This is a genomic window from Sphingopyxis witflariensis, from assembly GCF_002205635.1.
Taxonomy (GTDB): Bacteria; Pseudomonadota; Alphaproteobacteria; order Sphingomonadales; family Sphingomonadaceae; genus Sphingopyxis; species Sphingopyxis witflariensis.
The window spans coordinates 131,140-156,101 of sequence record NZ_NISJ01000008.1 but is presented as its reverse complement, the minus strand read 5'-3'; the positions used below and the strand labels follow the sequence as shown (position 1 = coordinate 156,101).

General features: G+C 64.8%; 25 protein-coding genes. 13 read left to right on the top strand and 12 right to left on the bottom strand.

The window, feature by feature from the left end:
• The first annotated feature begins 51 nt into the window (after positions 1 to 51).
• The 3 genes from CDQ91_RS14895 to CDQ91_RS14885 all read left to right on the top strand — a co-directional run bounded on the left by CDQ91_RS14895 (position 52) and on the right by CDQ91_RS14885 (position 3,152).
• Positions 52 to 1,569: an acyl-CoA carboxylase subunit beta gene (locus CDQ91_RS14895; RefSeq protein ID WP_088473515.1), complete on the top strand. Its 1,518-nt coding sequence runs from the start codon at positions 52 to 54 to the stop codon at positions 1,567 to 1,569.
• A 239-nt stretch (positions 1,570 to 1,808) separates the two neighbouring features.
• A complete protein-coding gene (locus CDQ91_RS14890) occupies positions 1,809 to 2,942 on the top strand; it encodes an acyltransferase family protein (protein WP_237245996.1) in 1,134 nt (377 codons plus the stop codon).
• A 12-nt stretch (positions 2,943 to 2,954) separates the two neighbouring features.
• Positions 2,955 to 3,152 (top strand): hypothetical protein, encoded by a 198-nt coding sequence (locus CDQ91_RS14885; RefSeq protein ID WP_088473513.1) that lies wholly within the window; start codon positions 2,955 to 2,957, stop codon positions 3,150 to 3,152.
• 9 nt (positions 3,153 to 3,161) lie between these two features.
• On the opposite strand, the gene CDQ91_RS14880 is transcribed toward CDQ91_RS14885, so the two are convergent.
• Positions 3,162 to 3,644 (bottom strand): GNAT family N-acetyltransferase, encoded by a 483-nt coding sequence (locus tag CDQ91_RS14880; protein ID WP_088473512.1) that lies wholly within the window; start codon positions 3,642 to 3,644, stop codon positions 3,162 to 3,164.
• A gap of 265 nt (positions 3,645 to 3,909) precedes the next feature.
• Between CDQ91_RS14880 and CDQ91_RS14875 the strand changes: the two genes are divergently transcribed.
• Positions 3,910 to 4,806, top strand: coding sequence for a beta-1,6-N-acetylglucosaminyltransferase (locus tag CDQ91_RS14875; protein ID WP_088473511.1), 897 nt, complete (start codon positions 3,910 to 3,912; stop codon positions 4,804 to 4,806).
• A 15-nt stretch (positions 4,807 to 4,821) separates the two neighbouring features.
• Here CDQ91_RS14875 and CDQ91_RS14870 read toward each other — a convergent pair whose 3' ends face one another.
• Positions 4,822 to 5,253 (bottom strand): hypothetical protein, encoded by a 432-nt coding sequence (locus tag CDQ91_RS14870; protein WP_201791905.1) that lies wholly within the window; start codon positions 5,251 to 5,253, stop codon positions 4,822 to 4,824.
• A 426-nt stretch (positions 5,254 to 5,679) separates the two neighbouring features.
• Positions 5,680 to 6,831: a flavodoxin-dependent (E)-4-hydroxy-3-methylbut-2-enyl-diphosphate synthase gene (gene ispG, locus CDQ91_RS14865; RefSeq protein WP_088473510.1), complete on the bottom strand. Its 1,152-nt coding sequence runs from the start codon at positions 6,829 to 6,831 to the stop codon at positions 5,680 to 5,682.
• Between the two features lie 256 nt (positions 6,832 to 7,087).
• On the opposite strand from ispG, the gene CDQ91_RS14860 reads away from it, so the two are divergent.
• Positions 7,088 to 7,846, top strand: a complete 759-nt coding sequence (locus CDQ91_RS14860) for a TorF family putative porin (protein WP_088473509.1) — start codon at positions 7,088 to 7,090, stop codon at positions 7,844 to 7,846.
• 113 nt (positions 7,847 to 7,959) lie between these two features.
• On the opposite strand, the gene CDQ91_RS14855 is transcribed toward CDQ91_RS14860, so the two are convergent.
• The 4 genes from CDQ91_RS14855 to CDQ91_RS14840 form a co-directional block, all read right to left on the bottom strand.
• On the bottom strand, positions 7,960 to 9,108 hold the full coding sequence (locus CDQ91_RS14855; RefSeq protein ID WP_088473508.1) for an alpha-hydroxy acid oxidase: 1,149 nt from the start codon (positions 9,106 to 9,108) through the stop codon (positions 7,960 to 7,962).
• 18 nt (positions 9,109 to 9,126) lie between these two features.
• Entirely contained in the window at positions 9,127 to 10,389 is a 1,263-nt protein-coding gene (locus CDQ91_RS14850; protein ID WP_088473507.1) for an NAD(P)/FAD-dependent oxidoreductase, read from the bottom strand.
• Positions 10,390 to 10,393: 4 nt separating this feature from the next.
• The gene (locus tag CDQ91_RS14845) at positions 10,394 to 12,031 is read right to left on the bottom strand and encodes an amidohydrolase (RefSeq protein WP_088473556.1); all 1,638 of its coding nucleotides are present in this window, start codon (positions 12,029 to 12,031) and stop codon (positions 10,394 to 10,396) included.
• A 182-nt stretch (positions 12,032 to 12,213) separates the two neighbouring features.
• A complete protein-coding gene (locus CDQ91_RS14840) occupies positions 12,214 to 13,092 on the bottom strand; it encodes an NAD(P)-dependent oxidoreductase (RefSeq protein ID WP_088473506.1) in 879 nt (292 codons plus the stop codon).
• Between the two features lie 59 nt (positions 13,093 to 13,151).
• Here CDQ91_RS14840 and CDQ91_RS14835 point away from each other — a divergent pair, with 59 nt between their 5' ends.
• From CDQ91_RS14835 to CDQ91_RS14820, 4 genes are all read left to right on the top strand, one after another.
• Positions 13,152 to 14,402, top strand: coding sequence for a threonine ammonia-lyase (locus CDQ91_RS14835; RefSeq protein WP_088473505.1), 1,251 nt, complete (start codon positions 13,152 to 13,154; stop codon positions 14,400 to 14,402).
• Positions 14,403 to 14,556: 154 nt separating this feature from the next.
• The gene (locus CDQ91_RS14830) at positions 14,557 to 14,958 is read left to right on the top strand and encodes an acyl-CoA thioesterase (RefSeq protein WP_088473504.1); all 402 of its coding nucleotides are present in this window, start codon (positions 14,557 to 14,559) and stop codon (positions 14,956 to 14,958) included.
• Positions 14,955 to 15,434 carry a GNAT family N-acetyltransferase gene (locus CDQ91_RS14825; protein ID WP_088473503.1) on the top strand — a complete coding sequence of 160 codons (480 nt, stop codon included), beginning with the start codon at positions 14,955 to 14,957 and terminating at the stop codon, positions 15,432 to 15,434. The genes CDQ91_RS14830 and CDQ91_RS14825 overlap by 4 nt, the downstream gene beginning before the upstream one ends.
• A 255-nt stretch (positions 15,435 to 15,689) precedes the next feature.
• The gene (locus CDQ91_RS14820; RefSeq protein ID WP_088473502.1) at positions 15,690 to 16,205 is read left to right on the top strand and encodes a GNAT family N-acetyltransferase; all 516 of its coding nucleotides are present in this window, start codon (positions 15,690 to 15,692) and stop codon (positions 16,203 to 16,205) included.
• Between the two features lie 3 nt (positions 16,206 to 16,208).
• Here the strand turns inward: CDQ91_RS14820 and CDQ91_RS14815 are convergent, their stop codons facing one another.
• The 4 genes from CDQ91_RS14815 to CDQ91_RS14800 all read right to left on the bottom strand — a co-directional run bounded on the left by CDQ91_RS14815 (position 16,209) and on the right by CDQ91_RS14800 (position 19,105).
• Positions 16,209 to 16,958: an esterase/lipase family protein gene (locus CDQ91_RS14815; protein ID WP_088473501.1), complete on the bottom strand. Its 750-nt coding sequence runs from the start codon at positions 16,956 to 16,958 to the stop codon at positions 16,209 to 16,211.
• The gene (locus CDQ91_RS14810; protein ID WP_088473500.1) at positions 16,955 to 18,133 is read right to left on the bottom strand and encodes a PQQ-dependent sugar dehydrogenase; all 1,179 of its coding nucleotides are present in this window, start codon (positions 18,131 to 18,133) and stop codon (positions 16,955 to 16,957) included. The genes CDQ91_RS14815 and CDQ91_RS14810 overlap by 4 nt, the downstream gene beginning before the upstream one ends.
• 82 nt (positions 18,134 to 18,215) lie before the next feature.
• Positions 18,216 to 18,851 carry a sigma-70 family RNA polymerase sigma factor gene (locus CDQ91_RS14805; protein ID WP_088473499.1) on the bottom strand — a complete coding sequence of 212 codons (636 nt, stop codon included), beginning with the start codon at positions 18,849 to 18,851 and terminating at the stop codon, positions 18,216 to 18,218.
• Positions 18,851 to 19,105 (bottom strand): NepR family anti-sigma factor, encoded by a 255-nt coding sequence (locus CDQ91_RS14800; RefSeq protein ID WP_088473498.1) that lies wholly within the window; start codon positions 19,103 to 19,105, stop codon positions 18,851 to 18,853. Before CDQ91_RS14800 ends, CDQ91_RS14805 begins: the two co-directional genes overlap by 1 nt.
• A 243-nt stretch (positions 19,106 to 19,348) precedes the next feature.
• On the opposite strand from CDQ91_RS14800, the gene CDQ91_RS14795 reads away from it, so the two are divergent.
• Positions 19,349 to 19,903: a sigma-70 family RNA polymerase sigma factor gene (locus CDQ91_RS14795; RefSeq protein WP_088473497.1), complete on the top strand. Its 555-nt coding sequence runs from the start codon at positions 19,349 to 19,351 to the stop codon at positions 19,901 to 19,903.
• A 58-nt stretch (positions 19,904 to 19,961) separates the two neighbouring features.
• On the opposite strand, the gene CDQ91_RS14790 is transcribed toward CDQ91_RS14795, so the two are convergent.
• Positions 19,962 to 20,756, bottom strand: coding sequence for a response regulator (locus tag CDQ91_RS14790; RefSeq protein ID WP_088473496.1), 795 nt, complete (start codon positions 20,754 to 20,756; stop codon positions 19,962 to 19,964).
• 182 nt (positions 20,757 to 20,938) lie between these two features.
• On the opposite strand from CDQ91_RS14790, the gene CDQ91_RS21885 reads away from it, so the two are divergent.
• The 3 genes from CDQ91_RS21885 (at position 20,939) to CDQ91_RS14775 (ending at position 24,873) form a co-directional block, all read left to right on the top strand.
• Positions 20,939 to 22,477, top strand: coding sequence for a sensor histidine kinase (locus tag CDQ91_RS21885; RefSeq protein ID WP_088473495.1), 1,539 nt, complete (start codon positions 20,939 to 20,941; stop codon positions 22,475 to 22,477).
• A 147-nt stretch (positions 22,478 to 22,624) separates the two neighbouring features.
• On the top strand, positions 22,625 to 23,239 hold the full coding sequence (locus CDQ91_RS14780) for a superoxide dismutase (protein ID WP_088473494.1): 615 nt from the start codon (positions 22,625 to 22,627) through the stop codon (positions 23,237 to 23,239).
• Between the two features lie 254 nt (positions 23,240 to 23,493).
• The gene (locus CDQ91_RS14775) at positions 23,494 to 24,873 is read left to right on the top strand and encodes an L-serine ammonia-lyase (RefSeq protein WP_088473493.1); all 1,380 of its coding nucleotides are present in this window, start codon (positions 23,494 to 23,496) and stop codon (positions 24,871 to 24,873) included.
• The last annotated feature ends 89 nt before the right edge of the window (positions 24,874 to 24,962 follow it).

The window sequence follows — 24,962 nt, the reverse complement described above, 5'->3', positions numbered from 1 at the left end:
TGGGCAAGGTTTTGCATGACGTTTCCGTCAACGTCAGTTAGCCTTCGCCCCATGAGCTGGAAAAACGAGATCGACGAGCTGGCCGCGCGGCGTGCGATGGCCGAGAAAATGGGCGGCGCGGAAAAGGTCGCGCGCCAGCATGGTCGCGGCAAGATGGACGCGCGGGCGCGGCTTGCCGGGATTGTCGACGAAGGCAGTTTTCGCGAGATCGGAAAGATCGCCGGGCGCGGGACATATGGCCCCGACGGCGAACTCGAAGATCTTGCCGCGAGCAATTTCATCTTTGGCCGCGCCAATATCGACGGGCGGCCGGTGGTCGCGTCGGCCGATGATTTCACCGTGCGCGGCGGCGCAGCCGATGCCGCGTTGCACCGCAAATTCATCCAGTGCGAGGCGATGGCGCATGAATATCGCCTGCCGCTGATCCGCATGATCGACGGCACCGGCGGCGGCGGGTCGGTCAAGACGCTCGAAGATATGGGCTATACCTATATCCCGCATGTGCCGGGGTGGCATGAGATCATCGCCAATCTCGACACGGTACCGGTGGTCGCACTGGCTTTGGGGCCGACGGCGGGGCTTGGTGCGGCGCGCGTCGTGGCAAGCCATTACAGCATCATGGTGCGCGGGTTGTCGCAGCTGTTTGCAGCGGGCCCGGCGGTCGCGGCGGCGATCGGTGACACACTCGATCGCGAGGAGCTGGGCGGAAGCGACGTCCACACGCGCAACGGCGTCGTCGATGATGAGGTCGCGAGCGAGGCCGAGGCGTTCGCGGCGGCGCGGCGCTTCCTCTCCTATCTGCCGTCGTCGATCCATGATCGGGCGGCGCGGACGCCTTGCAGCGATCCGGTGGACCGGCGCGAGGAGAGCTTGCTGTCGGCGGTGCCGCGCGAGCCGAAGCAGGTTTACTCGATGCGGCGCATCGCCGATGCGGTGTTCGACAAGGGCAGTTTCTTCGAAATGGGTGCGCGTTGGGGGCGGGCGGCAATCACCGCCTTCGCGCGATTGGACGGCTATCCGGTCGCGGTGCTTGCGAGCGACCCATCGTACCTCGGCGGATCATGGGACGCAAAGACGAGCGAGAAGGCTGAGCGGTTCGTCAAAATGGCCGACCAGTTTCGCCTGCCGATCGTCCATCTCGTTGACAACCCAGGCTTCATGATCGGTGGCGAGGCCGAGCGGGCGGGGACGATCCGTTACGGCGTGCAGGCGATGAACGCGATTTATCGCGCGACGGTGCCGCTCGCATCGGTCGTCGTGCGGCGGGCATACGGGATAGCGGGGAGCGCGATGTCGAACGCCGAGCGCTTCCAATATCGTTTCGCCTGGCCGTCGGGCGACTGGGGCAGCCTGCCGATCGAGGGCGGGGTCGAGGTTGCGTATAAGAGCGAGCTGGAGGCCGCCGAGGACCCGGCGGCGCATCTGGAGGCGATCCGCGAGCGATTGAACCGGGTGCGTTCGCCCTTCAGGACGGCGGAGAAATATGGGGTCGAGGACATCATCGACCCGCGCGACACGCGGCCCTTGCTGTGCGAGTTTGCCGAGCTGGCGTGGCGGGTGTTGGGATAGCGCAGCTTCGGCCCCACTGTCGTCATCCCGGACTTGATCCGGGATCCAAGCAACGTCGCGAGAATGGATCCCGGATCAAGTCCGGGATGACGAAGGGTCGGGGAATAGCCCAAGCATTTGTGTTGAGCTTGTCGAAGCACCGCTTTTTCTTCTAGCTTCCGCAGAAGGGAAGAACGGCCCTTCGACAAGCTCAGGGCGAGCGGGTTTGGGTGGGGCGTCCGGGAGGGGAGGGATCGTCTGTGACCACGCAACGTCACCTCGGCATGGACTGGCTGCGGATCGGGGCGTTTGGCCTGCTCATCCTCTATCATATCGGCATGTATTTCGTGCCGTGGGGCTGGCATGTGAAGATCGCGGCGCCGATCGACTGGGTGGCGATCCCGATGCTGGCGACGAACAGCTGGCGGCTGGCCTTGCTTTTCCTCGTGTCGGGCTATGCCAGCGCCGCCTTGTTCGCGAAGCTGGGCGGTGCGGGGGCCTTCGTGCGGTCGCGGAGCGCGCGGCTGCTGATCCCGCTGGTCTTTGGCATCATCGTCGTCATCCCGCCGCAGCCGTGGATCGAGTTGATGGGGCAGCATGGCTATGCCCATGGCCTCGCGCATTTCTGGTGGCATGATTATTTCCGCTTTGGCGCGCTCGACGGGATCATCCTGCCGACGTGGCAGCATCTGTGGTTCGTCGTTTACCTGTGGGTTTATACGCTGCTCGCGGCGGCGGTATTGGCGTGGGTGCCCGAGCGGGTGCGAGCGATGGTCGCCGATGGCGCGGTGCGATGGCTCGGCGGTTGGGGCATGCTGATCGTCCCGCTCGCCGCATGGCTGCTGATCCTCGCGCTCTTCCCCGATCATGACGAGACGCACGCGCTGTTCGACGACGGGCCATCGCACCTTCACTATTTGATTCCCTTTGCGATCGGCTGGCTGCTGCGGGTGCGGTCGGCGCTGTTCGCGGCGGTCGCGCGCTGCTGGCGCGCGGGGCTGGTCATCGGCCTTGCGGCGTTTGCTTTCGTCGCATGGGTCGAGTGGAACTGGTCGGGCAATACGCCTGCGCCCGACTGGGTGTCGATGCCGTTCCACATCGCGCGGCTGCTGCAGGGCTGGGCGACGATCGTCGCGCTCGTCGGGATCGCCGACGCATATTGGAACCGCGACCACCCTTGGCGCACGACGCTCGCCGAGGCGGTCTTCCCCTTTTACATCATCCACCAGACGATCATCGTCGTCACCGGCTGGTACCTGTTGCAGGCCGGAGTGGCGGCGCTGCCATCCTTCCTGATCCTCGTCGTGGCGACTGTGGCGGGATGCTGGCTTTTCTATACGATCGGGCGCACCATCGGATGGCTGCGGCCGTTGATCGGACTGCAGCGCATATAGGGGAGAGCGGGCATGGGGGCGTTAAAGGGCATATTGGCGATCGTCGGGGTCGCGATGCTGCTGGTCGGCGGATTATGGGCGCTGCAGGGGCTCGACATTGTGCGCTGGCCGGCGAGCAGCTTCATGCTCGGCGACACGACATGGACGCGCAATGGCGTCATGCTGGCGGTCGTCGGCGTCGTGATGATCTGGTTCGCGCGCAAGCGCTGAGCGCGACCTTCAGGCGGAGGCGGCGAGCGATGTGAGCGCGTCGCCATCGACGCGCATCACCGTCCATTCGTCCATCATCCGCGCGCCGAGGCTTTGGTAAAAGCCGATAGCCGGGGCGTTCCAGTCGAGGACGCTCCATTCGAGCCGTGCGCAGTCGCGTTCGGTGCAGAGCGCCGCAAGGTGGATGAGCAGCGCCTTGCCGAGCCCTGATCCGCGTGCTTCGGGGCGGACGAACAGGTCTTCGAGATAGATGCCCGGGCGCCCCTCGAAGGTCGAGAAATTGTGGAAGAAGAGCGCGAAGCCCTGCGGCGCACCGTCCAGCTCGCCGATCACCACTTCGGCATAGGGACGCGCGCCGAACAGTTTCTCGCCGAGCGTCGCTTCGTCGAAGCGCACTTCGTGGGCGAGCTTTTCATAGTCTGCGAGATCGCGGATGAATTGCGCGATCAGCGGCAGGTCGTCGGGCGTGGCGGGACGGATCGAGAGGGTCACGGCTTATCCTGTGCAGGGGAAGGTCGCGGCTTCCTTAGCGGTGGCGACGCCCGATGGGCAATGGCGCCGCCCTTACAATCGCCGCCTGCTACCCCATATGGAAAGAATGCCGCTGGACCAGGCCGCGTCGCAACGCGGCAGGACATCTGTCGGGCAATGTCTCCTTTCGATCAAAATGACTTTGGTTGGGTTTTTCCGGGACAGGAAATGGTCGCGATTCCGGAAGGCTGACAGCCCGGGTCGGCGATCCGAAAGGCATGGTTTCATGATCGGCTATTTCATCCTCCTCCACCGCTTTCCCGAACAGTTTAAGCGGATGTTTCGCGCGATCTATGCCCCCGGCAACAGCTATGTGATCCATGTCGACAAAAGCTCGGGCCCCGAACTCGCCGCCGATATCGCCGAATTTTTGAAACCCTATCAGGGCGTGGCGATCATCGAATCGCAAAAGGCGCTGTGGGGCGGCTATAGTCTGGTCGAGGCCGAGTTGCGCGGAATGGCCAAATTGCTGACGATGAACAGCAGTTGGAGCCATTATATCAACCTCAGCGGACAGGATTTCCCGCTGAAGTCGCAGGCCTATATCGCCGACTTCCTGCGCGCCCACCCGCACCGCCAATATATTCGGGTGCTCGACCAGCGTGCGATCCGGCCCGACACGCTGAACCGCGTCAGCCATATGTTCATCGAGGCACGCGGGCGGATGTACCGCACCCGCCTGCCGCGCGCCTTTCTGAAGGGGGCAACGCCCTTTATCGGGACGCAGTGGAAAGCGGTGACGCGCGGCTTCTGCGAATTTGCGGTCCATCACCCGAGCGCCGACCGGTTCAAATCCTTTTACCGCCGCAGCTTCATCCCCGACGAGGCGTTTTTCCAGACGCTGATGATGAACAGCGGTGCGCAGGGCGAGGTGATGAACGATGATCTGCGCACGATCGACTGGATCCCCGATGGCGAGATCAAATTGCGCCCGCGCACCTTTGTTGCCGCCGACGCGCTGCGCCTGACGCTGAGCCCCGACCTGTTCGCGCGCAAGTTCAACGAAGAGGAGGATGCGGCGATTTTCGACCTGCTCGAGGCGCATTTGAAGACGCCCGCGGCGAATCTCTATGTCGAGGAGCCGAAGCTGCGGCCGCAGGACCGGACGCTCGAGCCGGCCTGACGAGAGGCGCGCGGGTCAGCCCGCGCGTCTTGCCCGTTTGTGGCGGGAGAAGATGATGGCGAGCGCGACAATGACGAGCAAAGGCTGGCCGATCACCGCGGGCGCATCGGCCCAGAAGGTCGCGGGGCCGCAGATGCCCGCTGCGACTTCATAAATGTGGAGCAGGCCGTGGAGCGCCAGCCACAGCCCGCCGACTGCTGCGGCGCGCCAGTGGAGGGCGGGGTTGGCGGTCGCGTAAAGCAGGATCAGGCCGGAACCGAGATAGGCGAGGCCAATGTCGCGGATGAAATGTGCGTTGGGTGGGCCGGTGGTGACGACGGTGGGGACGAAGACATACCATTCGAGCGGCTTGACCAGCATGAAGGTGCCGTTGGCGATTGTTGTGATGGCAGCGATGAGGAGGAGCAGTTGGACGAGGCGGTCGATGGGGTCGGGTTTTTCCGTCATGTCCGGTTGCTCCTGCAATGTGCAGCGAAGCTAGTCTTTGCTGACAGTGATGTAAAAGCGATTGTGTCTGAGGGATGGCCGATTCCTGAGGTTTGGGCCTCTCCTATTCCGTTTGCATCGAGCGAAGTCGAGATGCCCATCGGCTTGGCGCTATCTCGATGGGTGTCTCGACTTCGCTCGACACGAACGGGAATGGTAAATGTTCGGAAACGACCGGTTGCGGCCTTTCGATCCTCCCTGTGCCGCAGGCATGGGGAGGTGGCAGCCCGAAGGGCTGACGGAGGGGCTATGGGCGCTGACGTCGCTGCCCCTCCACCACCGCCTGCGGCGGCGGTCCCCCTCCCCATCGCTTCGCGACAGGGAGGATCTTCATGTCAGCTTCCCACCCCAAAGCCGACATCGCAGTCCGCTGGTGATCGTCTCGCCTTACGCCGCCTTGCCGTGGAGCGTGTCCATGCTCACCGAACTGCCCGCGTCGATCTCGGCCGCCTTGGCTTCAACGAGCTTGACGATGTGTGCGATCATGTCGGCGTCCTCGACATGGTGATCGGTGACGCCCGAGAGGAACACCATATGCTTGCCGTTGCCGCCGCCGGTGATGCCGATGTCGGTTTCGCGCGCTTCGCCGGGGCCGTTGACGACGCAGCCGAGGACCGAGAGCGACATCGGGGTCTTGATGTGGCTTAGCGCCTCTTCGAGAGCCTGCACGGTGCGGATGACGTCGAAACCCTGGCGTGCGCAGCTGGGGCACGAGACGACACGGACGCCGCGCGTTCTGAGGCCCAGTGATTTGAGAATTTCATAGCCGACGCGGACCTCTTCCTCGGGCTCGGCTGAGAGGCTGACGCGGATTGTGTCGCCGATCCCGGCCCACAGGAGGTTGCCGATGCCGAGCGCGCTTTTCACCGTGCCGCCGATCAGCCCGCCCGCTTCGGTGATGCCAAGATGCAACGGACAATCGACCGCGTCGGCGAGCTGGGCGTAAGCCGCGACCGCGAGGAAGACGTCGCTCGCCTTTACCGCGACCTTATAATCGTGGAAATCATGGTCCTGGAGCAATTTGATATGGTCGAGCGCGCTTTCGACGAGCGCTTCGGGGCATGGCTCGCCATATTTTTCGAGCAGGTCTTTTTCGAGGCTGCCCGCGTTGACGCCGATGCGGATCGCGCAGCCATTTGCTTTGGCGGCGCGGACGACTTCGCCGACGCGCTCGGATGAGCCGATATTGCCGGGGTTGATGCGCAGGCATGCCGCGCCGGCGTCGGCGGCTTCGAGCGCGCGCTTATAGTGGAAATGAATGTCGGCGATGATCGGGATGCGCGCGGCGCGGACGATCTTTCCAAGCGCCGCGGTCGATTCGACGTCGGGGCACGAGACGCGGATCAGGTCGGCGCCGGCCTCTTCGCAGCGACGAATCTGGTCGATCGTCGCCACTGCGTCGCTGGTCAGCGTGTTGGTCATCGTCTGGACGCTGATCGGCGCGCCGCCGCCGACGGGGACGGCGCCGACCATGATCTGGCGGCTGGTCCGCCGCGCAATGTCGCGCCAGGGGCGCAGGCCGGGATTGTGATCGCTCATGGTTGCTGCTCGACAGAGGAGAGATGCGCGCTCTTTAGCCGTCCGGCCGCGGCTTGGCAAAGAACAAGCGCGGATGTGCCCGCTGTTGCGGAAAAGCCACAGTTGATCGCTGATTATGGCCCTCGCGCAATTTTCATTTGTGCATTGCAGCAAAATCGGCAATTTCGAATGCGTTCGTCGTCACAGGCCCGCAACAAGAGGTATGGACGCTTACTGCAGGTGGGACGATCCGTTTCATTCACTAGGGGGATCACCCATGAAGTTTCTCACCAAAGCATGCTTCGGCATGCTGCTCGCGGCTTCGGCCATGTCGACTCCGGCTTTCGCCCAGGAAGAAGAAGACACCGCAGCTATCGGCCCGTTCACGCTTTCGGGCGGCATTGCGGTCACCTCTGACTATCGCTTCCGCGGCGTCTCGCTGTCGAACGAAAAAGTCGCGGTGCAGCCGACGCTGACCGCCAGCCATGACAGCGGCTTTTATGTTGGCGTCTGGGGCTCTTCGCTTCCCAACAGCACCGCCTATGGCAAGTTCGAACTCGATGTCTATGGCGGCTTCAACACCGAAATCGCATCGGGGACGACTGTCGATCTGGGCGTCACCTATTACACCTATCCGGGTAGCCATGACGGCGGCGCCCCGACCGATTATTTCGAAGGCATCGGCAAGCTGTCGCACGATATCGGTCCGCTCTCGGTAACCGGGCAGGTGGCTTATGCGCCGAAGCAGAGCTCGCTCGGCGACGACGACAGCATCTATCTGAACCTCGGCGCCGGCTTTGGCGTGCCCAACACGCCGGTGACGCTGTCGGCCGCGGTCGGTTATACCGACGGTTCGCTGGGCCTCGTCGCACCCGACAGCAATTATATCGACTGGGTTATCGGCGCTTCGGTTCCCGCCGGCCCGTTCACCTTCTCGGTCCAATATGTCGATACCGACGTCAAAAAGACGGGCGTCAAGGCCGTCGATACACTTTACGATCCAACCGTGGTCTTTACCCTCGGCGCATCTTTCTGATCGCTTGACGGAGCAAAGGACCATGCGTTAAGGGGGCGGCTTCGGGGGAGGCCGCCCCCTTTTTCGTGTGAGCAGGGCTTCTGTGTCCCGGGTTTTGCCGGGAACAGGCGAGATCAGCGCCAGCGCAGATTATGGGGGCCGAGATCCGCGAGGGATTTTGCCCCCATCAGTTTCATGCCGCGCTCCATTTCTGCGCGGAGCAGCGCGATCGCGCGCGCAACGCCATCCTCGCCCGCGGCGGCGAGCGCATAGAGGTAAAGGCGGCCTCCCGAACAGGCCTTGGCGCCGACCGACAGCGCTTTGAGCACATGCGTTCCGCGCGTGATGCCGCCGTCGCAGATCACCTCGACCTTGTCGCCGACCGCATCGACGATCTCGGCAAGCGCGTCGAAGGGGGAGATGCTGCCGTCGAGCTGGCGCCCGCCGTGGTTCGATACCATGATCGCGGTCGCGCCGATGTCGGCGGCGCGTTTGGCATCCTCGACCGCAGCGATGCCCTTGAGGCAGAAGGGGCCGTCCCATTGCTTGCGGATCGCCTCGGCGCGTTTCCAGTCGAGGCTCTGGTCGAGCATGGTGGTGAAATAATCGGCGACCGATTTGGGGACGCTCGATCCCTCCGACACATGGGTTGCGAGGTTGGGCAGGCTGAACTTCTCGCGCAGAACATAGTTGAGGCCCCAGCCGGGCTTGGCGGCATAGCTCAGCATATTGCCCAAGGTGAAGCGCGGCGGGGAGGTGAAGCCCGAACGCAGACAGCGCTCGCGATTGCCGCCGACGATCGTATCGACGGTGAGCGCGACGGCGTCGAACTTTGCGTCGCGCGCGGCGTCGAGCATCGCACGGTTGAGGCCTTCGTCGTGATGGACATACAGCTGGAACAGCTTGGGGCCGTCGGTGAGCGCGCCAGCTTCGGCGAGGCTGATCGTCGCGAGACTGCTGATCCCGGCCATCGTCCCTGCATTGGCCGCGGCGCGGAGCACCGCGCGCTCGCCCTGCCAGTGGAACAGCCGCTGGAGCGCGGTCGGGGACAGGAACAGCGGCATCGCCATCTCGCGCCCGAACAGGGTGGTGGTCATGTTGACGCTGTCGACACCGGCCAGAACGCGCGGGATCAGGTCGCAATCGTCGAACGCGGCGCGGTTGCGGCGGCGCGTCACCTCGTCATCAGCGGCGCCGTCGATATAATCGAACACCGGCCAGGGCAGGCGCCGCTTCGCGAGCGCGCGGAAATCGTCGATATTGTGGCATTGGTTGAGGCGCATTTGATCCCCCCAGAAAAATCAGGATGGCGGCGGGGGCGGTGCAATCACGCCCCCCGTCAGCCGCGCGAGGGCCCAGCGCGGCTCGATCGGGCGCGCGGCATCGGCGACATGCGCGGCGACCCGCGCGCCGATCGCGGGGGCGAGCGCAAACGCGCGGCCCGCAGCGCCGCCGACGACCCATGTTCGCGGCTGGTTCGGCATCCGGTCGAGCAGCAGGTCGCCGGTCGTGGTGCGGCAATCATGCACGGCGGCGCTTGCGATCACCGGCGCGGTGGCGAGGTGGGGCAGGCGGCCGGCAATCCACTGGCGGATATCGGCCAGCGCGCGTTCGTCGGCGCGGCGGTCGAAGCTGTCGGGATCGACACTGGCATCAGCGGCGCTCCGCCAGCAGCGTACCCCGGCGCCCTCGACATCGGGGATCAGGTGAAAGCCATAGGCGCGGTCGATCAGGGCGGGCATCGCGGGCGGACGGAATTGCGTGTCACCCTGGCCGGGGCCGAAGTGGAAGATTTGCTGGCGCACTGCCGACAATCGCTGCGGCGTCAACGTCTGCGGGAACAACTCGGTCAGCCACGCGCCGCAGGCATAGACGATGCTGCGCGCGGTGCCGCCATCGGGCAGCACATAGACGTCGCGTTTCTTGTCGCGGAGCGGCGCGGGCATCACGACATCCTCGACCGATATTTGTGCGTCGAGGATGGTTTCGAGCACGCCGCGCTGCCCGGCGAGGATCGCACCTTTTTCGGCAATCAGCGCGCTTTCATCCTCGCGCCACGCGATCTGGGGATAGCGATGGCGCAGCTTCGCTCCGCTCTCGCGGTCGGTGTCGCGCAGATCGGCCATCGCGTCGGCGGCGGCCAGCGTGGTTATGGCTTCGCAGCGGGTGACAATCGGCAGGCTCGCGCTGTCGGACAGTTTTTGCCACGCGCCAAGGCTTTCTGCCGCCAGCGCGGCATATAGTGCGTCGCCACCCTGAACGGGATCGAGCATCATCGACGACAGGCTCGACGCGGCGCGGCCACCGCCGGGGCCATAGGCGTCGAACAGCCGCACGCTCTGCCCGGCGCGGACGAGGTGCCAGGCGGTCCACGCGCCGAGCGCACCGGCACCGATCACCGCGACATCGACATGCCTTTCGGGTGCCTTGGCGCCCTTGCGGCGACGCGACGCGCGCGGTTCGGGTGGATCCTTCCGCTTGGGCTCCTTCTTCGCGGCGCCGAGCGCGAACGCGGCGGGAACGGCGGCGAGCGCGCCCAGCATCCGGCGGCGGTCGATCGCCATGCCGTCAGTCCTTTTTCTTATAATAGCGATAGCCGCCGATCCAGGTTTCCAGCGGGACCATGCGGCGGATCTCGTCGGGGCTGGCGAGCATCGGGTCGGCCTCGACGATCAGAAAGTCGGCGCGCATTCCGGGCATCAGCGTGCCGAGCCGGTCCTCGGCGAAGGCGGCATAAGCGGCGTTGCGCGTGAAGCCGTCGAGGGCGACTTCGCGGCTCACCGTCTCCTCTGGGTGCCAACCGCCAAAGGGCTGGCCCGCAGCGTCGGTGCGCGAGATGGCGGCGGCGATGCCGGGGAAGGGATTGGCGCTTTCGACCGGGACGTCGGACCCGAAGGCGAGGCGGGCGCCGGCGCTGGCGAGGCTGCGCCAGGCATAGGCGCCTTTCAGGCGATCGGGGCCGAGACGCGCTTCGGCCATCAGGCGGTCGCTTGTCTGGTGGACCGGCTGCATCGAGGCGATGACCTTGAGCTGGGCGAAGCGCGGGATATCGACGGGGTCGATGATCTGCGCATGTTCGATCCGCCAGCGGCGCTCGCCGGGCAGGTCGGCGGTGAGGTCAGTGATTGCGTCGAGCGCTTCGGCATTGGCCGCGTCGCCGATCGCGTGGATCGCGACCTGAAATTTGTCCATCGACGCGCGGACCATTTTGTTGCGCAGCTGCGCGGGGGTGAGGAGGGGCAGGCCCTTTTGTCCCGGTGCATCGCTATAGGGCGCCTTCAACCACGCGCCGCGGGAGCCGAGTGCGCCGTCGAGATAGAGCTTCACGCCGACCATGCGGAGGCGGTCGTCATAAAGCCACGGGGTCGGTTCGCCCCCGGCGATCAGCGCCATATTATCGATGTCGCCGCCGTAGGAGAGGATGCGGATCGCGAGCTGTTTCTTGTCGCCGGCGCGGCGATACGCCTGCCAGTCGGCGATCGACGTGCCCATGTCGGCGATGCTGGTGACGCCCTGCTCCATGAGCTTTTGCTGCGCGAGATAGAGCGCGCGGTCGAGATCGCGCGCGAGCGGCTTGGGCTTGGCAGCGTCGACGAGGCTCATCGCGGCATCGATGAAGACCCCGCTCGGCTTGCCGCCCGCCATCTCGATCCGGCCGCCATCGGGCGACTTGCTCGCGGCGGTGATTTTGGCCGATGCCATTGCGGCGCTGTTCGCCCAGCCGGCATGGCCGTCAACGCGCGCCAGCCACACCGGGCGGTTCGGCACTGCGGCGTCGAGGTCGGCGGCGGTGGGAAAGCGGCCGAGGCCCCATTTTTCCTGGTTCCAGCCCGATCCGATGATCCACGGCATTTCGGGATTTTCGGCGGCATATTGGCGGATCGCCGCCTGCGCCTCGGCGAGAGATTTGGTCTCGCTGAGGTCGAGCAGCATCAGCTGGAAACCCAGCCCCATGACATGGCCGTGCGCGTCGATCAGCCCGGGGATCAGGGTGCGGCCCTTGCCGTCCTCCTTGAAATCGGGGCGCTCGGGGCGCTTGTCCTTGCGGTCGAGTAGCTGCTTGACCTTGCCCTGCGTGTCGATGACGAGCCCGGTGAAGCGGACGAGCTTGCCGTCCTTGTCGAGCGTAACGCCGTTAACATTGTCGACCAACGTGTCGGCGTGTGCGGGGGTGGCGAGGGTTAAAGCGGCGAGGGCGGTAAGGATTGCTCCCCTCCCGCAGGCGGGAGGGGTAGGGAGACTTAGGTCGGCGAAGCCGGGCTTAGTCGCAACGGGGTGGGCCAACCGCTCTCGCAGTCTGCCCACCCCGTTGCGACTAGCCAGCGAGCTGGCAAGTCTCACTGCCCCTCCCGCCTGCGGGAGGGGAGGGCTTTGCACGATCCCGCCGCTCACTTCGGCAACCTCGTCACCAGCGAACTCGTGTCTCTTCGCCCATGCCCCATGTCCTGCACATCGGCATAAAATTGATCGACGATCGCCGCGACCGGCAGCGTCGCGCCGTTGACGCGCGCCTCGTCGAGCGCGAGGCCGAGGTCCTTGCGCATCCAGTCGACTGCGAAACCGAAGTCGAATTCATCCTTCGACATCGTGCCCCAGCGGTTGAGCATCTGCCAGCTTGCCGCCGCGCCGCCCGATACCGCCTCGAACACCTTGTCGGTGTCGAGCTTCGACGCCTGCGCGAAACGCAGGGCTTCGGAGAGGCCCTGGATCACCCCGGCGATCGCGATCTGGTTGACCATCTTGGTCGTCTGCCCTGCGCCGGGGCCGCCGATATGGACGATGCGTCCGGCATAGGCGCGCATCACCGGTTCGGCGGCGTCGAACGCGGCCTTGCTGCCGCCGCACATGATCGAGAGCGTTCCCGCCTGTGCGCCCGATTCTCCGCCCGAGACGGGAGCGTCGATGCTGAACAGCCCGAGGGTTTCGGCTTCGACCGACAATTGCCGCGCGATGCGGGCGGAAACGGTGGTGTGATCGACGAACAATGCGCCCTTGCGCATCGCCTTGAAGGCGCCGTCGCGACCGAGCGTGATCTGCGCGAGATCATCGTCATTGCCGACGCAGGCGAGGACGACATCGGCGTCCTTCGCCGCCTCGGCGGGCGTTGCCGCCGCCGCGCCGCCATATTGCGCGACCCAGGCGTCGGCCTTGGCGCGGGTGCGGTTGTAAACGGTGAGGTCGTGCCCCGCCTTGACGAGGTGGCCCGCCATCGGTCCGCCCATGACGCCGGTTCCGATGAAGCTTACGCGCAATTTTTGTTCGTTCATGGGGGAGTTCATAAGCATAGTTTGCGCGGCGCGCCAGATGGGGTAGGGCCTCTATCGCTATGACAGATCAACTCACCCTGACCGCTACCGCCGACTATCCGGCGATCACATTGGACGATGTGCGCGCGGCGGCGGAGCGAATTAACGGCGCGGTGATCCGCACCCCGACGCTCCATTCGCAGACGCTGTCCGAACTGGTCGGCGCCGAAGTGTGGCTGAAGTTCGAGAATCTGCAATTCACCGCCGCGTATAAGGAGCGCGGCGCATTGAACGCGTTGCTGCTGCTCAGCGACGAGGCGAAGGCGCGCGGCGTGATCGCGGCATCGGCGGGCAATCATGCGCAGGGGCTCGCCTATCATGGCAAGCGCCTCGGCGTTCCGGTCACCATCGTGATGCCGAAGACGACGCCGCAAGTGAAGATTTCGCAGACCGCGAGCCATGGCGCCGAGATCGTGCTGTTCGGCGAGAAGTTTGACGATGCCTCGGCGCATGCGCGTGAGCTGGAAGTCGAACGCGGACTGACTTTCGTTCATCCCTTCGACCATCCGCACGTCGCGGCGGGGCAGGGAACGGTCGCATTGGAAATGCTCGAGGACGTCCCCGAACTCGACACGCTGATCGTCCCGATCGGTGGCGGCGGGCTGCTTGCGGGCATGGGCACCGCGGCGCGCGGAATCAAGAATGACATGCGCCTGGTGGGCGTGCAGGCCGAGCTTTATCCGTCGATGTACGCCGAACTTAACGGTGTGGACATGGCGTGCGAGGGCGACACGCTGGCCGAGGGGATCGCGGTCAAGGAACCCGGTGAATATACACGCAAGCTGGTGGCCGCGCTGAACGACGACATTGTCCTCGTCGCTGAACGCCATCTGGAACGCGCGGTCAGCCTGTTGCTCCAGATCGAAAAGACGGTGGTCGAGGGTGCGGGTGCGGCGGGGCTCGCGGCGATGCTCGCGCATCCCGAAGAGTTTAAGGGCCGCAAGGTCGGGCTGGTACTCACGGGCGGCAATATCGACACGCGGCTGCTCGCGAACGTGCTGCTGCGCGATCTCGCGCGTTCGGGCCGCATCGCGCGGCTGCGCATCCGGTTGCAGGATCGCCCCGGTGCGCTGTTCAAGGTGATGAAGCTGTTCGACGAGAAACAGGTCAACATCATCGAAATCTATCACCAGCGCATCTTCACCACGCTCCCCGCCAAGGGGCTGATCACCGACATCGAATGCGAAGCGCGCGACCGCGAGCATCTCGACAGCCTCGTCACCGCGCTGCGCGATGCGGGCTATATGGTGACGACGGTGGAATTGGCGTAGAGCTTAAGAGTCTTCCTCGTCATTGCGAGGAGCGAAGCGACGCGGCAATCCACAGCCCTCGGCGTAGGGCAAGCTGGATAGCTGGAGATTGCTTCGCTTCGCTCGCAATGACGACGACTTTAGTCTTGCAGCTGTTTTGCGCTAAGCATCGCCCATGAAAAGCTTCACTCTCAACCTCACCGCCACCCCTGACGCGATCGACGAGCTTGGCCATGTCAACAATGCCGTCTGGGTCCAGTGGATCCAGCAGGTCGCGACCGGCCATTGGGACGCCGCGGCGCCGCAGAGCCACAAGGACGCCTATATATGGGTCGTGGTGCGCCACGAGATCGACTATCTGCGCGCGCTGGGGCCCGGCGAAAGCGTGACCGCGCGGACGTGGGTCGCCGACAAACCGCAGGGCGCGAAGTTCGACCGTTTCATGGAATTCACCGGGGCCGATGGCAAAGTCCATGTGCGGGCGCGGACCGTGTGGGCGCTGCTCGACAAGGCGAGCGGCCGGCCATTGCGCGTCACCGCCGACGTCGTCGCGCCCTTTCTCGGCGATGCGGCATGAGCGGCGCGGGCGTGTGGCGGCCGATGCGCGCGGATGATTTGCCGACGGTCGTTCGCATTTCCGACGCGGTGCATGGCGACTTTACCGAGCCGCTGGAAACCTTCGTCGATCGCCTCGCGCATTATCCCGCGGGCTGTGCGATCCTCGATCGCGATGGCGAGGCTTTGGGTTATTTGATCGGCCACCCCTGGCCGCGCGATGCCGCGCCGCCGAAGCTTGGGGTGCGGATGGATTCGATTCCGACGTCGGACAGCTATTATCTCCACGACATCGCGCTGCTGCCAGCGGCGCGAGGAACCGGCGCGGGGGCGACGGCAACTGCCTTTGTTGTGCATCAGGCCGAAGTCGAAGGCTGCCGCGACGTGCGGCTGGTCGCGATTCAGGGGGCCGACAGCTATTGGCACCGGCAGGGCTTCGATTATGTCGCCGCCGATCCCTATGGGCCGGGCTCGCATCTGATGCAGCGGGTGCTTTAGCGCGCGGTAGTACCGATTTTTTGGCCGTTTCTGATCATTCGTCACCTCGGGCTTGATCCCGCCAAGCGTCACTGATAGGTCCGCCCATGATGACCAACGACCAATCCCTTCGATTCAAGGCCTATTGGCGCTCCTTTATCTAGGAGCGGCATGGCATCATCTTATGACCATCGCCGCCGTGTTCGGACAGGCGAATGGTCATCATCAAACCACCACCACCCCGGCCACGGCGCGCGCTTTTGAAGAAGACGCGACATGACCGATACATTGCTTGCCCTGTCGACCGAAAATTGCCGCATCGCGCCGTTGCACGCCGATGATGCGCGCGCGCTGGCGTCGATCACCGACGAAACGGTGACCTCGCAGGTCCATTTCCTGCCCACCCCCTTCACCGAAGCCGCTGCCCGCGCGCTGATCGCCGGATCGGGCGGCGGCGATGTCTTTCATGCGGTGCGCGACGCCAGCGGTACCGAGCTGAACGGTGTGATCGGCGTCCACAGCCGCGCGGGGCAATATGAGATTGGTTACTGGTTCGCCGCGCGGGCCCGCGGTCGCGGTATCGCGACCGAAGCGGTACGCGCAGTGATCGACGCGCTCGTCGCGTCGCGGCCGGGCTGCGCGATCGTCGCCGAATGTCGTCCGGAAAATGACCGGTCGCGCGCGCTGCTGCGCCGCGTCGGTTTCGTGCCTACGGGGCTGGCGGGGCGGCGTCCGGGTCGGATGCTGCTGTCGTGGCGCGCCGCACCGGCCTATCGGATCGACGTGTGCTGACCGCTAGTCCGGTGTTGCCACTTCTTCGGTCAGCGCCTTGACGATCGCCGCCACCGAGGTCGGGGCATAGGCGAAGCCCATATGGCCGCAGTCAACCTCGACCTGCCGGTCGCTCTCGTGACGCTGCCCGCGCGCGCTGTTCACCGCGACGACCCCGTCATGCTTCGACCAGAGCGCGAAGGTCGGCATTTCGGGGCGCGGGGCGGGGTGGAAGTCGATCGGCGGATTGTCGACCGGGTGGCGCGCGACGAGGTGATAGAGCCGCCATGCGCGGTTGGCGCGGCGGCTTCCCGAGAAGGGCGAGCCCAGGGTGACGACGCGCGCCACCTTGCCCGGATGATGCTTGGCATATTCGCGGGCGTAAATGCCGCCGAGGCTCCAGCCGACGAGTGCGGGTGCGTGACCCGTGCGGTCGATGATCCACTGCACCCGGCCGTCGATGCGCTCGATGATATCGGGGGTCGCGCCGCGGTTGAAGCCGAGGCCCCAGGCATAGCAGCGGAAACCGGCACGGCGCAGGTCGGCGCGCAAAGCCTTGGTCGCCCAGTCGCCCGACAGAAATCCCGGCAGCACCATCACCGGCGGATGGTCGCTGTCGGGATTGGGCTCGGGGGGCATCGGGCGGATGCGCCCGGCAATCGCGCGCGCGAGCCCCCCGATCTCGCGCCACAGCAGCTTGAGTGGCGGCGCGGCGTCGGGGTCGGGGATGCGCGCGGGCCATTCGGCTCGGCGGGTGAGGAAGCTGCGGATCACTGCTTCGGGACGAGCTTCACCAGCTTGCCGTCCTCGCCGTCGGTGAGCAGCCAGACGGTGCCGTCGTCGCGGACCTCTACTTCGCGGATGCGGGTGCCGAGGTCCCAGCGGTCCGATTTGTGGAGCGTGTCGCCATCGATGGCCATGCGAATGAGCCCCTCGCCCGACAGGGCGCCCATGAGCAGGCTGTTCTTCCAGCCGGGATAGACCTCGCCGCCATACCAGACGAGCCCGCCTGGCGAGACCGACGGGTTCCACCAGAGTTTCGGCGCGGCGAATTCGGGCCGGGTTGGGTGGTCGGGAATGGTCTTGCCGTCATAATGGTCGCCGTTCGAGACGATCGGATAGCCGTAATTGGCTTTCGCCTCGACCAGATTGACCTCGTCGCCGCCCTTCGGCCCCATTTCCTGATTCCACAGCTTGCCGCTGCCGTCGAAGGAGAGGCCGAGGATGTTGCGATGGCCGAGCGACCAGATTTGCGCCGCGACGCCGCCCCGATCCGCAAAGGGATTGTCGGTGGGGATGCTGCCGTCGGGGTTCAGCCGGAGGATCTTGCCGAGATTGGCATCCATATCCTGCGCGGGGTCGAATTTCTGGCGCTCGCCTGACCCGATAAACAGATATTTGCCGTCGGGCGAGAAAGCGAGGCGGTGCGAGAAATGGCCGCGGCCGGTGACCTTGGGGCTCTGGGTCCAGATGGTCTGGAGGCCCGTCAGCTTTGGCGCGTCACCCTGTTCGAGTTTGGCGCGCGCGACCACGGCGCCGAAGGTGCCGCCGTCGCCCGCCTCGACCCAGCTCAGATAGATGTGGCCGCTGGTCGCAAAGTCGGGTGCGAGAATGACGTCGCCGAAGCCGCCCTGACCGCCATAGGCGACGCTCGGCACGCCCGCGACATCAAGCACCGCGCCGCCCTCTTGCCAGAGTTTGAGCTTGCCCGCCTTTTCGGTGACGAGCGCGAGGCGGGTGCCGGGGATGAACGCCATCGCCCACGGTTCCTTGAAATGCGCGACATCCTGCACCGTGAACGGCGCATTGGCGACCGGGGTAGCGGGCTGTGCGCCCGAGGCGTCGAGTTTCGCAGTATCGGCTGGCGCAGCGTTGCTGCTGGTCGTGCCCGCCGAACAGGCGGCGATGACCATCGTGGCGGACAGCACGAGAGCAGGGAGCTTCATCATCGGGGGAACTCGCTTTGCTGAGAGAATGGATGCGCCATTTTGGCGCGTCGGCATGGCAAAGTCGAGCGGATGATCGTGCGCCTCAGCGGCCCTCGGCCTCGCGCCGCGCGGCGATCGTCTCGACGCTGTCCATGATTGCGTCCATCGCCTCGCTGGCGGGCGGCGCATCGGCGCGCTTCTGCGAAAATTGCCCGCTGGTCATAATCTCTTCCAACGCGGCGCGCGCGCGCGACACGCGGCTTTTCATCGTGCCGAGCGCGCAGTCGCAGATTTGCGCGGCTTCCTCATAAGACATGCCGCCCGCGCCGACGAGGATCAGCGCTTCGCGCTGGTCCTGCGGCAATTCCATCAATCCACGCTGCAAGTCGGCCATTTCGCCGCTGTCTTCCTGGCTGGCGGGGGTCGACAGCGTGCGTTCGACGGCGCTCTCGTCATATTCGCCGCGAAATTTGTTGCGGCGCATCTGCGACAGGAAGGTGTTGCGCAGGATGACGAAGGTCCATGCCTTGATCGAAGTGCCGCGTTCGAAGCGATCGCGCGACGCCCATGCCTTGACCATCGTGTCCTGCGTCAGATCGTCGGCGAGGTCAGCGCTGCCCGACAGGCTGCGGCCATAGGCGCGCAAATGAGGGATGACGTTGGCGAGGAGCGTCTTGAATTCGCTGTCGGCGAGGCTGGTGCCAGCCTCCGCCTGCGTCGCAGCGGTCGCGCGGGTCATTACTGCTTCGGGCTTTTCTGGTCGAGTTGGGACAGAAGGTCGAGCATATTGTCGGGCAGCTTTTCGGCAACGATATTGCCATAGATCATGCGCAGCTTGGCGCTGACCGGTTCGGGCGACTGGCGCCCGGTCAGCGTGCGATGCCACTGATCGCCACCGGTGCCGGGAAAACTTCCCAGCGCTCGGCGCGAGGCATCGGTTGCCGCGTGCAGGCCGCCTTTGCCGTTGATCCTGTTGTTGCCGTGGGTTGCCATGTCGAAGCAACGACACAAGAGGGCGCAAGTTCCCGCCGTTCCTTAATTTTGCGATATAGTGTTGCGGGGAGGGCACAGTCGCGGATGGAGACAGCGATTTGTGCTTAGGCTTTGCATCGGCCGAACGAGGCGCTAAGCCTGTACGGCGTCAATGATAGAGAATTTCGCAACAAAGGTTAGTTTATCAGCGATTTAATACCCCAACCCCTCGACGATGACAGCTTCAAGCGCGAGCTGGCGGCCATGCTGCCGCACTTGCGCGCCTTTGGTCGCAGCCTCTGTGGCAATGCCGACCTCGCCGATGATCTGGTCCAGGAAACGATGCTGAAGGCATGGAAGGCGCGCGCGCAATATGTGCCGGGGCCGTCGAGCATGAAGAGCTGGGCCTTCGTCATCCTGCGCAATTGCTTCCTGTCGCAGATGCGGCGCAAGAAATTCACCGCCGAATATGACGAGCAGGCCGCCGAGCGATTGCTGGTCGCCCCCGACGATCAGGACGACAGCCTCCACCTCGCCGATGTGCAGCGCGCGCTGCTGATGCTGCCGGTCGATCAGCGCGAGGCGCTGGTGCTGATCGGGGCCGGCGGGCTGAGTTACGAAGAGGGCGCCGAGATCTGCGGCTGCGCGGTCGGCACGATGAAAAGCCGCGTGTCGCGCGGGCGCATCGCGCTGCAGGTGATTTTGGACAGCGGGACGATGCCGCTACGTAGCGATGACCTCGCCCCGGGAAGCGAGGCATTTGCCGCGATCATGCACGATGTCGATGAGCTCACCGCGAACGGCCCGAGCGGGGACTAGGGCTGGTCTTGGTTGACGTGCTTCCCCTCCCGCGGGCGGGAGGGGAGAAGGGGGACTGCTATGCCGCAAGCTGCGGCGTGAAGAGCAGGCTCTGGCTGATCGCCGCGCGCACGGTGTTTTCGCGGAAAGGCTTGGAAATCAGGAAGGTCGGTTCGACCCGGTGGCCGGTGAGCAGTCGTTCGGGAAAGGCGGTGATAAAGATCGCCGGAACGGGTGCCAGCGCCAATATATCTTCCACCGCATCGATTCCCGACGATCCGTCAGCGAGCTGGATATCGGCGAGGATGAGGCCCGCGTCGGTTGCCGCGAACGCCGCGACGGCATCCTCATGCGTCGTCGCGATGCCCGCCACCTTGTGGCCGAGCGCGCGGACGATCGCTTCGAGTTCCATCGCGATCAGCGGCTCATCCTCGATGATCAGCACCGATGTGCGCGATTCGCGATCGAGATCACCGACCGCTTCGGCAAGCAGGCCTTCGACCGTCGCGACGTCGGTGCCGGTGATGATCGCAGCCTCCTCGACCGAAAAACCTTCGAGTGCGGTCAGCAACAAAATCTGTCGCCCGAGCGGGGTGATGCGCGCGAGGCGGCGGTTGGCGGCGCGGACGAGCGGGTCTTCGCCATCGTCGCTGCCCTCGCCGTCTTCGATAAAGGCGCTTTCCCAGATGCGGTGAAAATGACGATAGAGATCGATTCGCGTTCCGTTGCCGACATTGAACTCGTCCGGCGCCGCAACGATGACCTCCAGCGTCGTGTGAACAAAATTGTCGCCATGATGCTGGCTGCCGGTCAGCGCGCGTGCGTAGCGGCGCAGGAAGGGCAGGTGCCCGCGGATTTCTTCGCCCAATGGCATTTAGGATCCTCCCGTTGATATTATGTCATACGCGCCCCGGAGCAATCGGGTTCCGGGCAAAGGGGCAAGAGACGGCCCGAATGACTGCAACTTGTCATGTCATGGCGCGTAGACTCGGGCGGGACGCAGTGAAGCCAGCGCGCAAGCCATGTGGCGAGGGTGCTTTTGCAGGAACCATATTCATGGCACAGCTGCCCCGGATGAATAAGGATGCAACCGCATCACAAGCGAGCAAGGGGCGGCATTTGGCGGACGGCGGTGACAGGGGGGCAGCACAGGCCGAACGTCTGCGGCTCGATACGCTTCGCGAATATCGCATCTTGGATACGGCGCCGGAGCCGGCGTTCGACCGGGTGACGAAGCTGGTCGCCGACCTGTTCGACGCGCCGATCGCGCTCGTGTCGTTGGTCGACGACTGCCGCCAGTGGTTCAAGTCGGCGCACGGCCTCGGCGTCACCGAAACCCCGCGCGAAATCAGTTTTTGCCAGTATGTTCTGGCCGATGGCGAACCGCTGGTCGTTACCGACGTCGTCGGCGATCCGCGCTTTCGGGACAATCCGCTCGTCACCGGCGATCCGGCCATCCGCTTCTATGCCGGGATGCCGCTGCGCGCCTATAATGGCGCGATCCTGGGTACGCTGTGCGTGATCGACCGCAAGGAGCGGCCGGCGCTGACCGGGCATGAACTGGCGCGGCTCGGCGATTTCGCGGCGATCATCATGGCCGAGGCCGATCTGCGCCGGACCGCTGCCGAACGCGATGACGCACGCCAGATGCTCGAACGGGCGCTCGATTTTTCAGGAGTGGCGACTTGGCAGGTCGATCCCAGGACCGAAGGACTGACCTGGCGCGGCGCCGTCGCTGACCTGTGGGGCGCCGATTTCGAGACGGCGCTCGCGGACATCAACGGCTTCCTCGCCCGCGTCCACGCCGACGACCGCGATGCGGTGGCGGCGGTGCTGGGCGAATCGATCGCGAACGGCACCCCCTATGCGACCGAATATCGTATCATGCATCCCGAACGCGGGGTGCGCTGGATCGCCGGGCGCGGCGACTGGGATGTCCGGTCGAACGATGCGATGCTGACCGGGATCAATGTCGACATCACCGAACAGAAAAGCCGGCAGGAAAATGCCAATCTGCTGATGCGCGAACTGCACCACCGGATGCGCAACCTGTTCGCGACGGTCAGCGCGATCATCTCGCTCACCCGCCACGCCGCGCGCGATGTCGATGATTATGTCGAGCGGATCAGCAGCCGCCTCGACGCGCTCAACCGCGCGCAAAATGTGCTGCTCGGCGCCAATTTCATGACCGGGTCGATGCATGCGCTGATGCGCGAGGTTCAGGCGGCCTTTCCGCGCATCCGCTGGTCGGGCCCTGACCTGTTGCTTCCCGAAAATGCATTGGTTGCGATGGCGCTGCTGTTCAATGAACTCGCGACCAACGCGGTCAAACATGGCGCGCTCGTCAGCGACGAAGGCCGCGTCGAGGTGCATTGGACGCAGGATGCCGATGGTGGCGAACCGCGCCTGTTCCGGCTGACCTGGACCGAGAGCGGCGGCAGCGGTCCGATCGGCCCGCCCGAGCGCACCAGTTTCGGTACGCTGCTGATGGAACGCAGCGTGCGCAACAATCTGGGCGGCACGATCGAACGCCATTGGGAACCGACCGGGCTGGTGTGCGAAATCGCGTTGCCCGCGAAATGGCGCGAGGCCTGACGCGTCCCCGATGGGCGCGGCATAGTGCGCCGGGGATCGACGAGACGCTTCTTTTGTCTGAAAAATTCCGCGTACCGGGGTTGCAACCGCATGGGGTCATCCCGAGTTAAAGGCCCCGAACCCTCAAAGATAATGACGGAGACTGCCATGACGATCGCCCATCCTCCCCTGCCTTATGCTCAGGACGCGCTGGCGCCGCATATTTCGGCCGACACGCTCGCGACGCATCACGGCAAGCATCACAAGGCTTATGTCGACAAGGTCAACGCCGCGATCGAGGGCACTGAACTCGCTGACAAGTCGCTCGAGGAAATCGTCCACCACGCCGAAGGCGCGGGCAACAAGGGCCTGTTCAACAACGCCGCCCAGTCGTGGAACCACGCTTTTTACTGGGAAAGCCTGTCGCCGACCAAGACTGCGCCCGCAGGCGACCTGCTCGCCGCGATTGAGCGCGATTTCGGCTCGCTCGACGATCTGAAAAAGAAGCTCAAGGAAACCGCGGTCAATCATTTCGCGTCGGGCTGGGCATGGCTCGTCTCGCGCGACGGCACGCTGTCGGTTACCGATACGCATGACGCGGGCACCGAACTGACCACGGGGATCAAGCCGTTGGTCGTGATCGATGTGTGGGAACATGCCTATTATATCGACCGCAAGAATCTGCGTCCGGCCTATGTCGATGCGGTGGTCGATGAGCTGCTGAACTGGGATTTTGCGGCGAAGAATCTCGCAAGCGACACGACCTGGACCTACCCGGCCTAAGCCGAAGATCCTCCTTGCGGCGCAGCCGTGGGGAGGTGGCAGCGCCCTTCGACTGCCTTGCAGGCGCTCAGGATAAACTGCGTCGGAGGCGCAGCGCTGACGGAGGGGCAATGACGCAAGGTCGCTGCCCCTCCACCACCTTCGGTGGTCCCCCTCTCCATCGCTCCGCGACAGGGAGGATTTATTGCAAGCCGTAGCGAAAATTGGCCTGCGCGGGCCTATCCCGATGGCATGGCTTCTCCTATAGCGCCGCCATGACGATCAGCCTCTTCGAACTCTTTAAAATCGGTGTCGGCCCCTCGAGCTCGCACACCGTCGGTCCCATGGTCGCGGCGCGCCGCTTCACTGTCTGGCTCGACGAACAACAACTGCTCGATCGCACCGCGCATGTCGAAGCCGATCTTTATGGCTCGCTCGCGCTGACCGGCAAGGGCCACGCCGCCGACACCGCGATCGTTGCGGGTCTGGCGGGCGAGATTCCGGCCAGCACCAGCCTCACCGCGATCCGTGCGCATTGGGATCGTGCGACAAGCGAAGGCTGTCTCTATCTGCTCGGGCGTCAGCGCGTGCGTTTCCAGCCGGCGCGCGACCTGCATTTCCAGATGCGCCAGCGCCAGCCCTTTCACAGCAACGCCGTAAGTTTCACCGCACGCGACGGCGACGGCGAGATCCTCGCAAAACGCATGTATTTCTCGATCGGCGGCGGCTTCGTCGTCGACGAGGATGAGGCGGGGCGCAACAGTCGCGGCGCCGAGGACGAAGTGGCATTGCCCTTCGCTTTCACCTCGGGTGCTGACCTGCTTTCGATGGGGGCCGCATCGGGCAAGAGCTTCGCCGAAATGATGCTCGAAAATGAACTCGTTCACCGCCCGCTCGCCGAAGTCGAGGCCGGGCTTGATGCGATCGCTGATGCGATGGACGCATCGATCGATGCCGGCTGTTCGAGCACCGGCATTTTGCCCGGCGGGCTCAAGGTCAAGCGCCGCGCGCCGCAGATCGCCGACGACATCCGCAACCGGCACGAGGCCAATCTGACCGACCCGCTCGCGATGATGGACTGGATCAATCTGTGGGCGATGGCGGTGAATGAGGAAAATGCCGCGGGCGGCAAGGTCGTCACCGCGCCGACCAATGGCGCCGCGGGGATCATTCCGGCGGTGATCCGCTTCTACCGGCGCGGCTATCGCGGCGATAACGCCGGGGTACGCACCTTCCTGCTCGCCGCAGGGGCGGTCGGCGCGCTCTACAAGCGCAACGCCAGCATCTCGGGCGCCGAAGTCGGTTGCCAGGGCGAGGTCGGGGTCGCCTGCTCGATGGCGGCGGCGGGGCTGACCGCGGCGCTGGGCGGGACGAACGCGCAAGTCGAAAATGCCGCTGAAATCGGCATGGAGCATAATCTCGGTCTGACCTGCGATCCGATCGGCGGATTGGTCCAGATTCCGTGCATCGAACGCAACGCGATGGGCTCGATCAAGGCGATCGACGCGAGCCGCATCGCGATGATCGGCGACGGGACACATGTGGTCAGCCTCGATACCGTCATTGTAACAATGTTGCAGACGGGGCGCGACATGCGCGACAAATATAAGGAAACATCGAAAGGCGGGCTTGCGGTCAGCGTCGTGGAGTGCTGATAGCATCGCGGCCAGTTCGTTCCCCGGCGTAAGCAGGGGCCCATGGACGCCGCATTTGGGGATGACATCTGGACCCCGGCTTGTGCCGG

What these genes read in the sequence shown, in the direction of transcription:
- ispG (WP_088473510.1), bottom strand. Translation starts at nt 6,831, where the DNA reads ATGAGCGATCACAATCCCGGCCTGCGCCCCTGGCGCGACATTGCGCGG.
- CDQ91_RS14780 (WP_088473494.1), top strand. Translation starts at nt 22,625, where the DNA reads ATGACGATCGCCCATCCTCCCCTGCCTTATGCTCAGGACGCGCTGGCG.
- CDQ91_RS14855 (WP_088473508.1), bottom strand. Translation starts at nt 9,108, where the DNA reads ATGCGCCTCAACCAATGCCACAATATCGACGATTTCCGCGCGCTCGCG.
- CDQ91_RS14795 (WP_088473497.1), top strand. Translation starts at nt 19,349, where the DNA reads ATGCTGCCGCACTTGCGCGCCTTTGGTCGCAGCCTCTGTGGCAATGCC.
- CDQ91_RS14870 (WP_201791905.1), bottom strand. Translation starts at nt 5,253, where the DNA reads ATGACGGAAAAACCCGACCCCATCGACCGCCTCGTCCAACTGCTCCTC.
- CDQ91_RS14805 (WP_088473499.1), bottom strand. Translation starts at nt 18,851, where the DNA reads ATGACCCGCGCGACCGCTGCGACGCAGGCGGAGGCTGGCACCAGCCTC.
- CDQ91_RS14825 (WP_088473503.1), top strand. Translation starts at nt 14,955, where the DNA reads ATGAGCGGCGCGGGCGTGTGGCGGCCGATGCGCGCGGATGATTTGCCG.
- CDQ91_RS14840 (WP_088473506.1), bottom strand. Translation starts at nt 13,092, where the DNA reads ATGAACGAACAAAAATTGCGCGTAAGCTTCATCGGAACCGGCGTCATG.
- CDQ91_RS14790 (WP_088473496.1), bottom strand. Translation starts at nt 20,756, where the DNA reads ATGCCATTGGGCGAAGAAATCCGCGGGCACCTGCCCTTCCTGCGCCGC.
- CDQ91_RS21885 (WP_088473495.1), top strand. Translation starts at nt 20,939, where the DNA reads ATGGCACAGCTGCCCCGGATGAATAAGGATGCAACCGCATCACAAGCG.
- CDQ91_RS14850 (WP_088473507.1), bottom strand. Translation starts at nt 10,389, where the DNA reads ATGGCGATCGACCGCCGCCGGATGCTGGGCGCGCTCGCCGCCGTTCCC.
- CDQ91_RS14895 (WP_088473515.1), top strand. Translation starts at nt 52, where the DNA reads ATGAGCTGGAAAAACGAGATCGACGAGCTGGCCGCGCGGCGTGCGATG.
- CDQ91_RS14800 (WP_088473498.1), bottom strand. Translation starts at nt 19,105, where the DNA reads ATGGCAACCCACGGCAACAACAGGATCAACGGCAAAGGCGGCCTGCAC.
- CDQ91_RS14885 (WP_088473513.1), top strand. Translation starts at nt 2,955, where the DNA reads ATGGGGGCGTTAAAGGGCATATTGGCGATCGTCGGGGTCGCGATGCTG.
- CDQ91_RS14810 (WP_088473500.1), bottom strand. Translation starts at nt 18,133, where the DNA reads ATGATGAAGCTCCCTGCTCTCGTGCTGTCCGCCACGATGGTCATCGCC.
- CDQ91_RS14820 (WP_088473502.1), top strand. Translation starts at nt 15,690, where the DNA reads ATGACCGATACATTGCTTGCCCTGTCGACCGAAAATTGCCGCATCGCG.
- CDQ91_RS14835 (WP_088473505.1), top strand. Translation starts at nt 13,152, where the DNA reads ATGACAGATCAACTCACCCTGACCGCTACCGCCGACTATCCGGCGATC.
- CDQ91_RS14775 (WP_088473493.1), top strand. Translation starts at nt 23,494, where the DNA reads ATGACGATCAGCCTCTTCGAACTCTTTAAAATCGGTGTCGGCCCCTCG.
- CDQ91_RS14860 (WP_088473509.1), top strand. Translation starts at nt 7,088, where the DNA reads ATGAAGTTTCTCACCAAAGCATGCTTCGGCATGCTGCTCGCGGCTTCG.
- CDQ91_RS14830 (WP_088473504.1), top strand. Translation starts at nt 14,557, where the DNA reads ATGAAAAGCTTCACTCTCAACCTCACCGCCACCCCTGACGCGATCGAC.
- CDQ91_RS14875 (WP_088473511.1), top strand. Translation starts at nt 3,910, where the DNA reads ATGATCGGCTATTTCATCCTCCTCCACCGCTTTCCCGAACAGTTTAAG.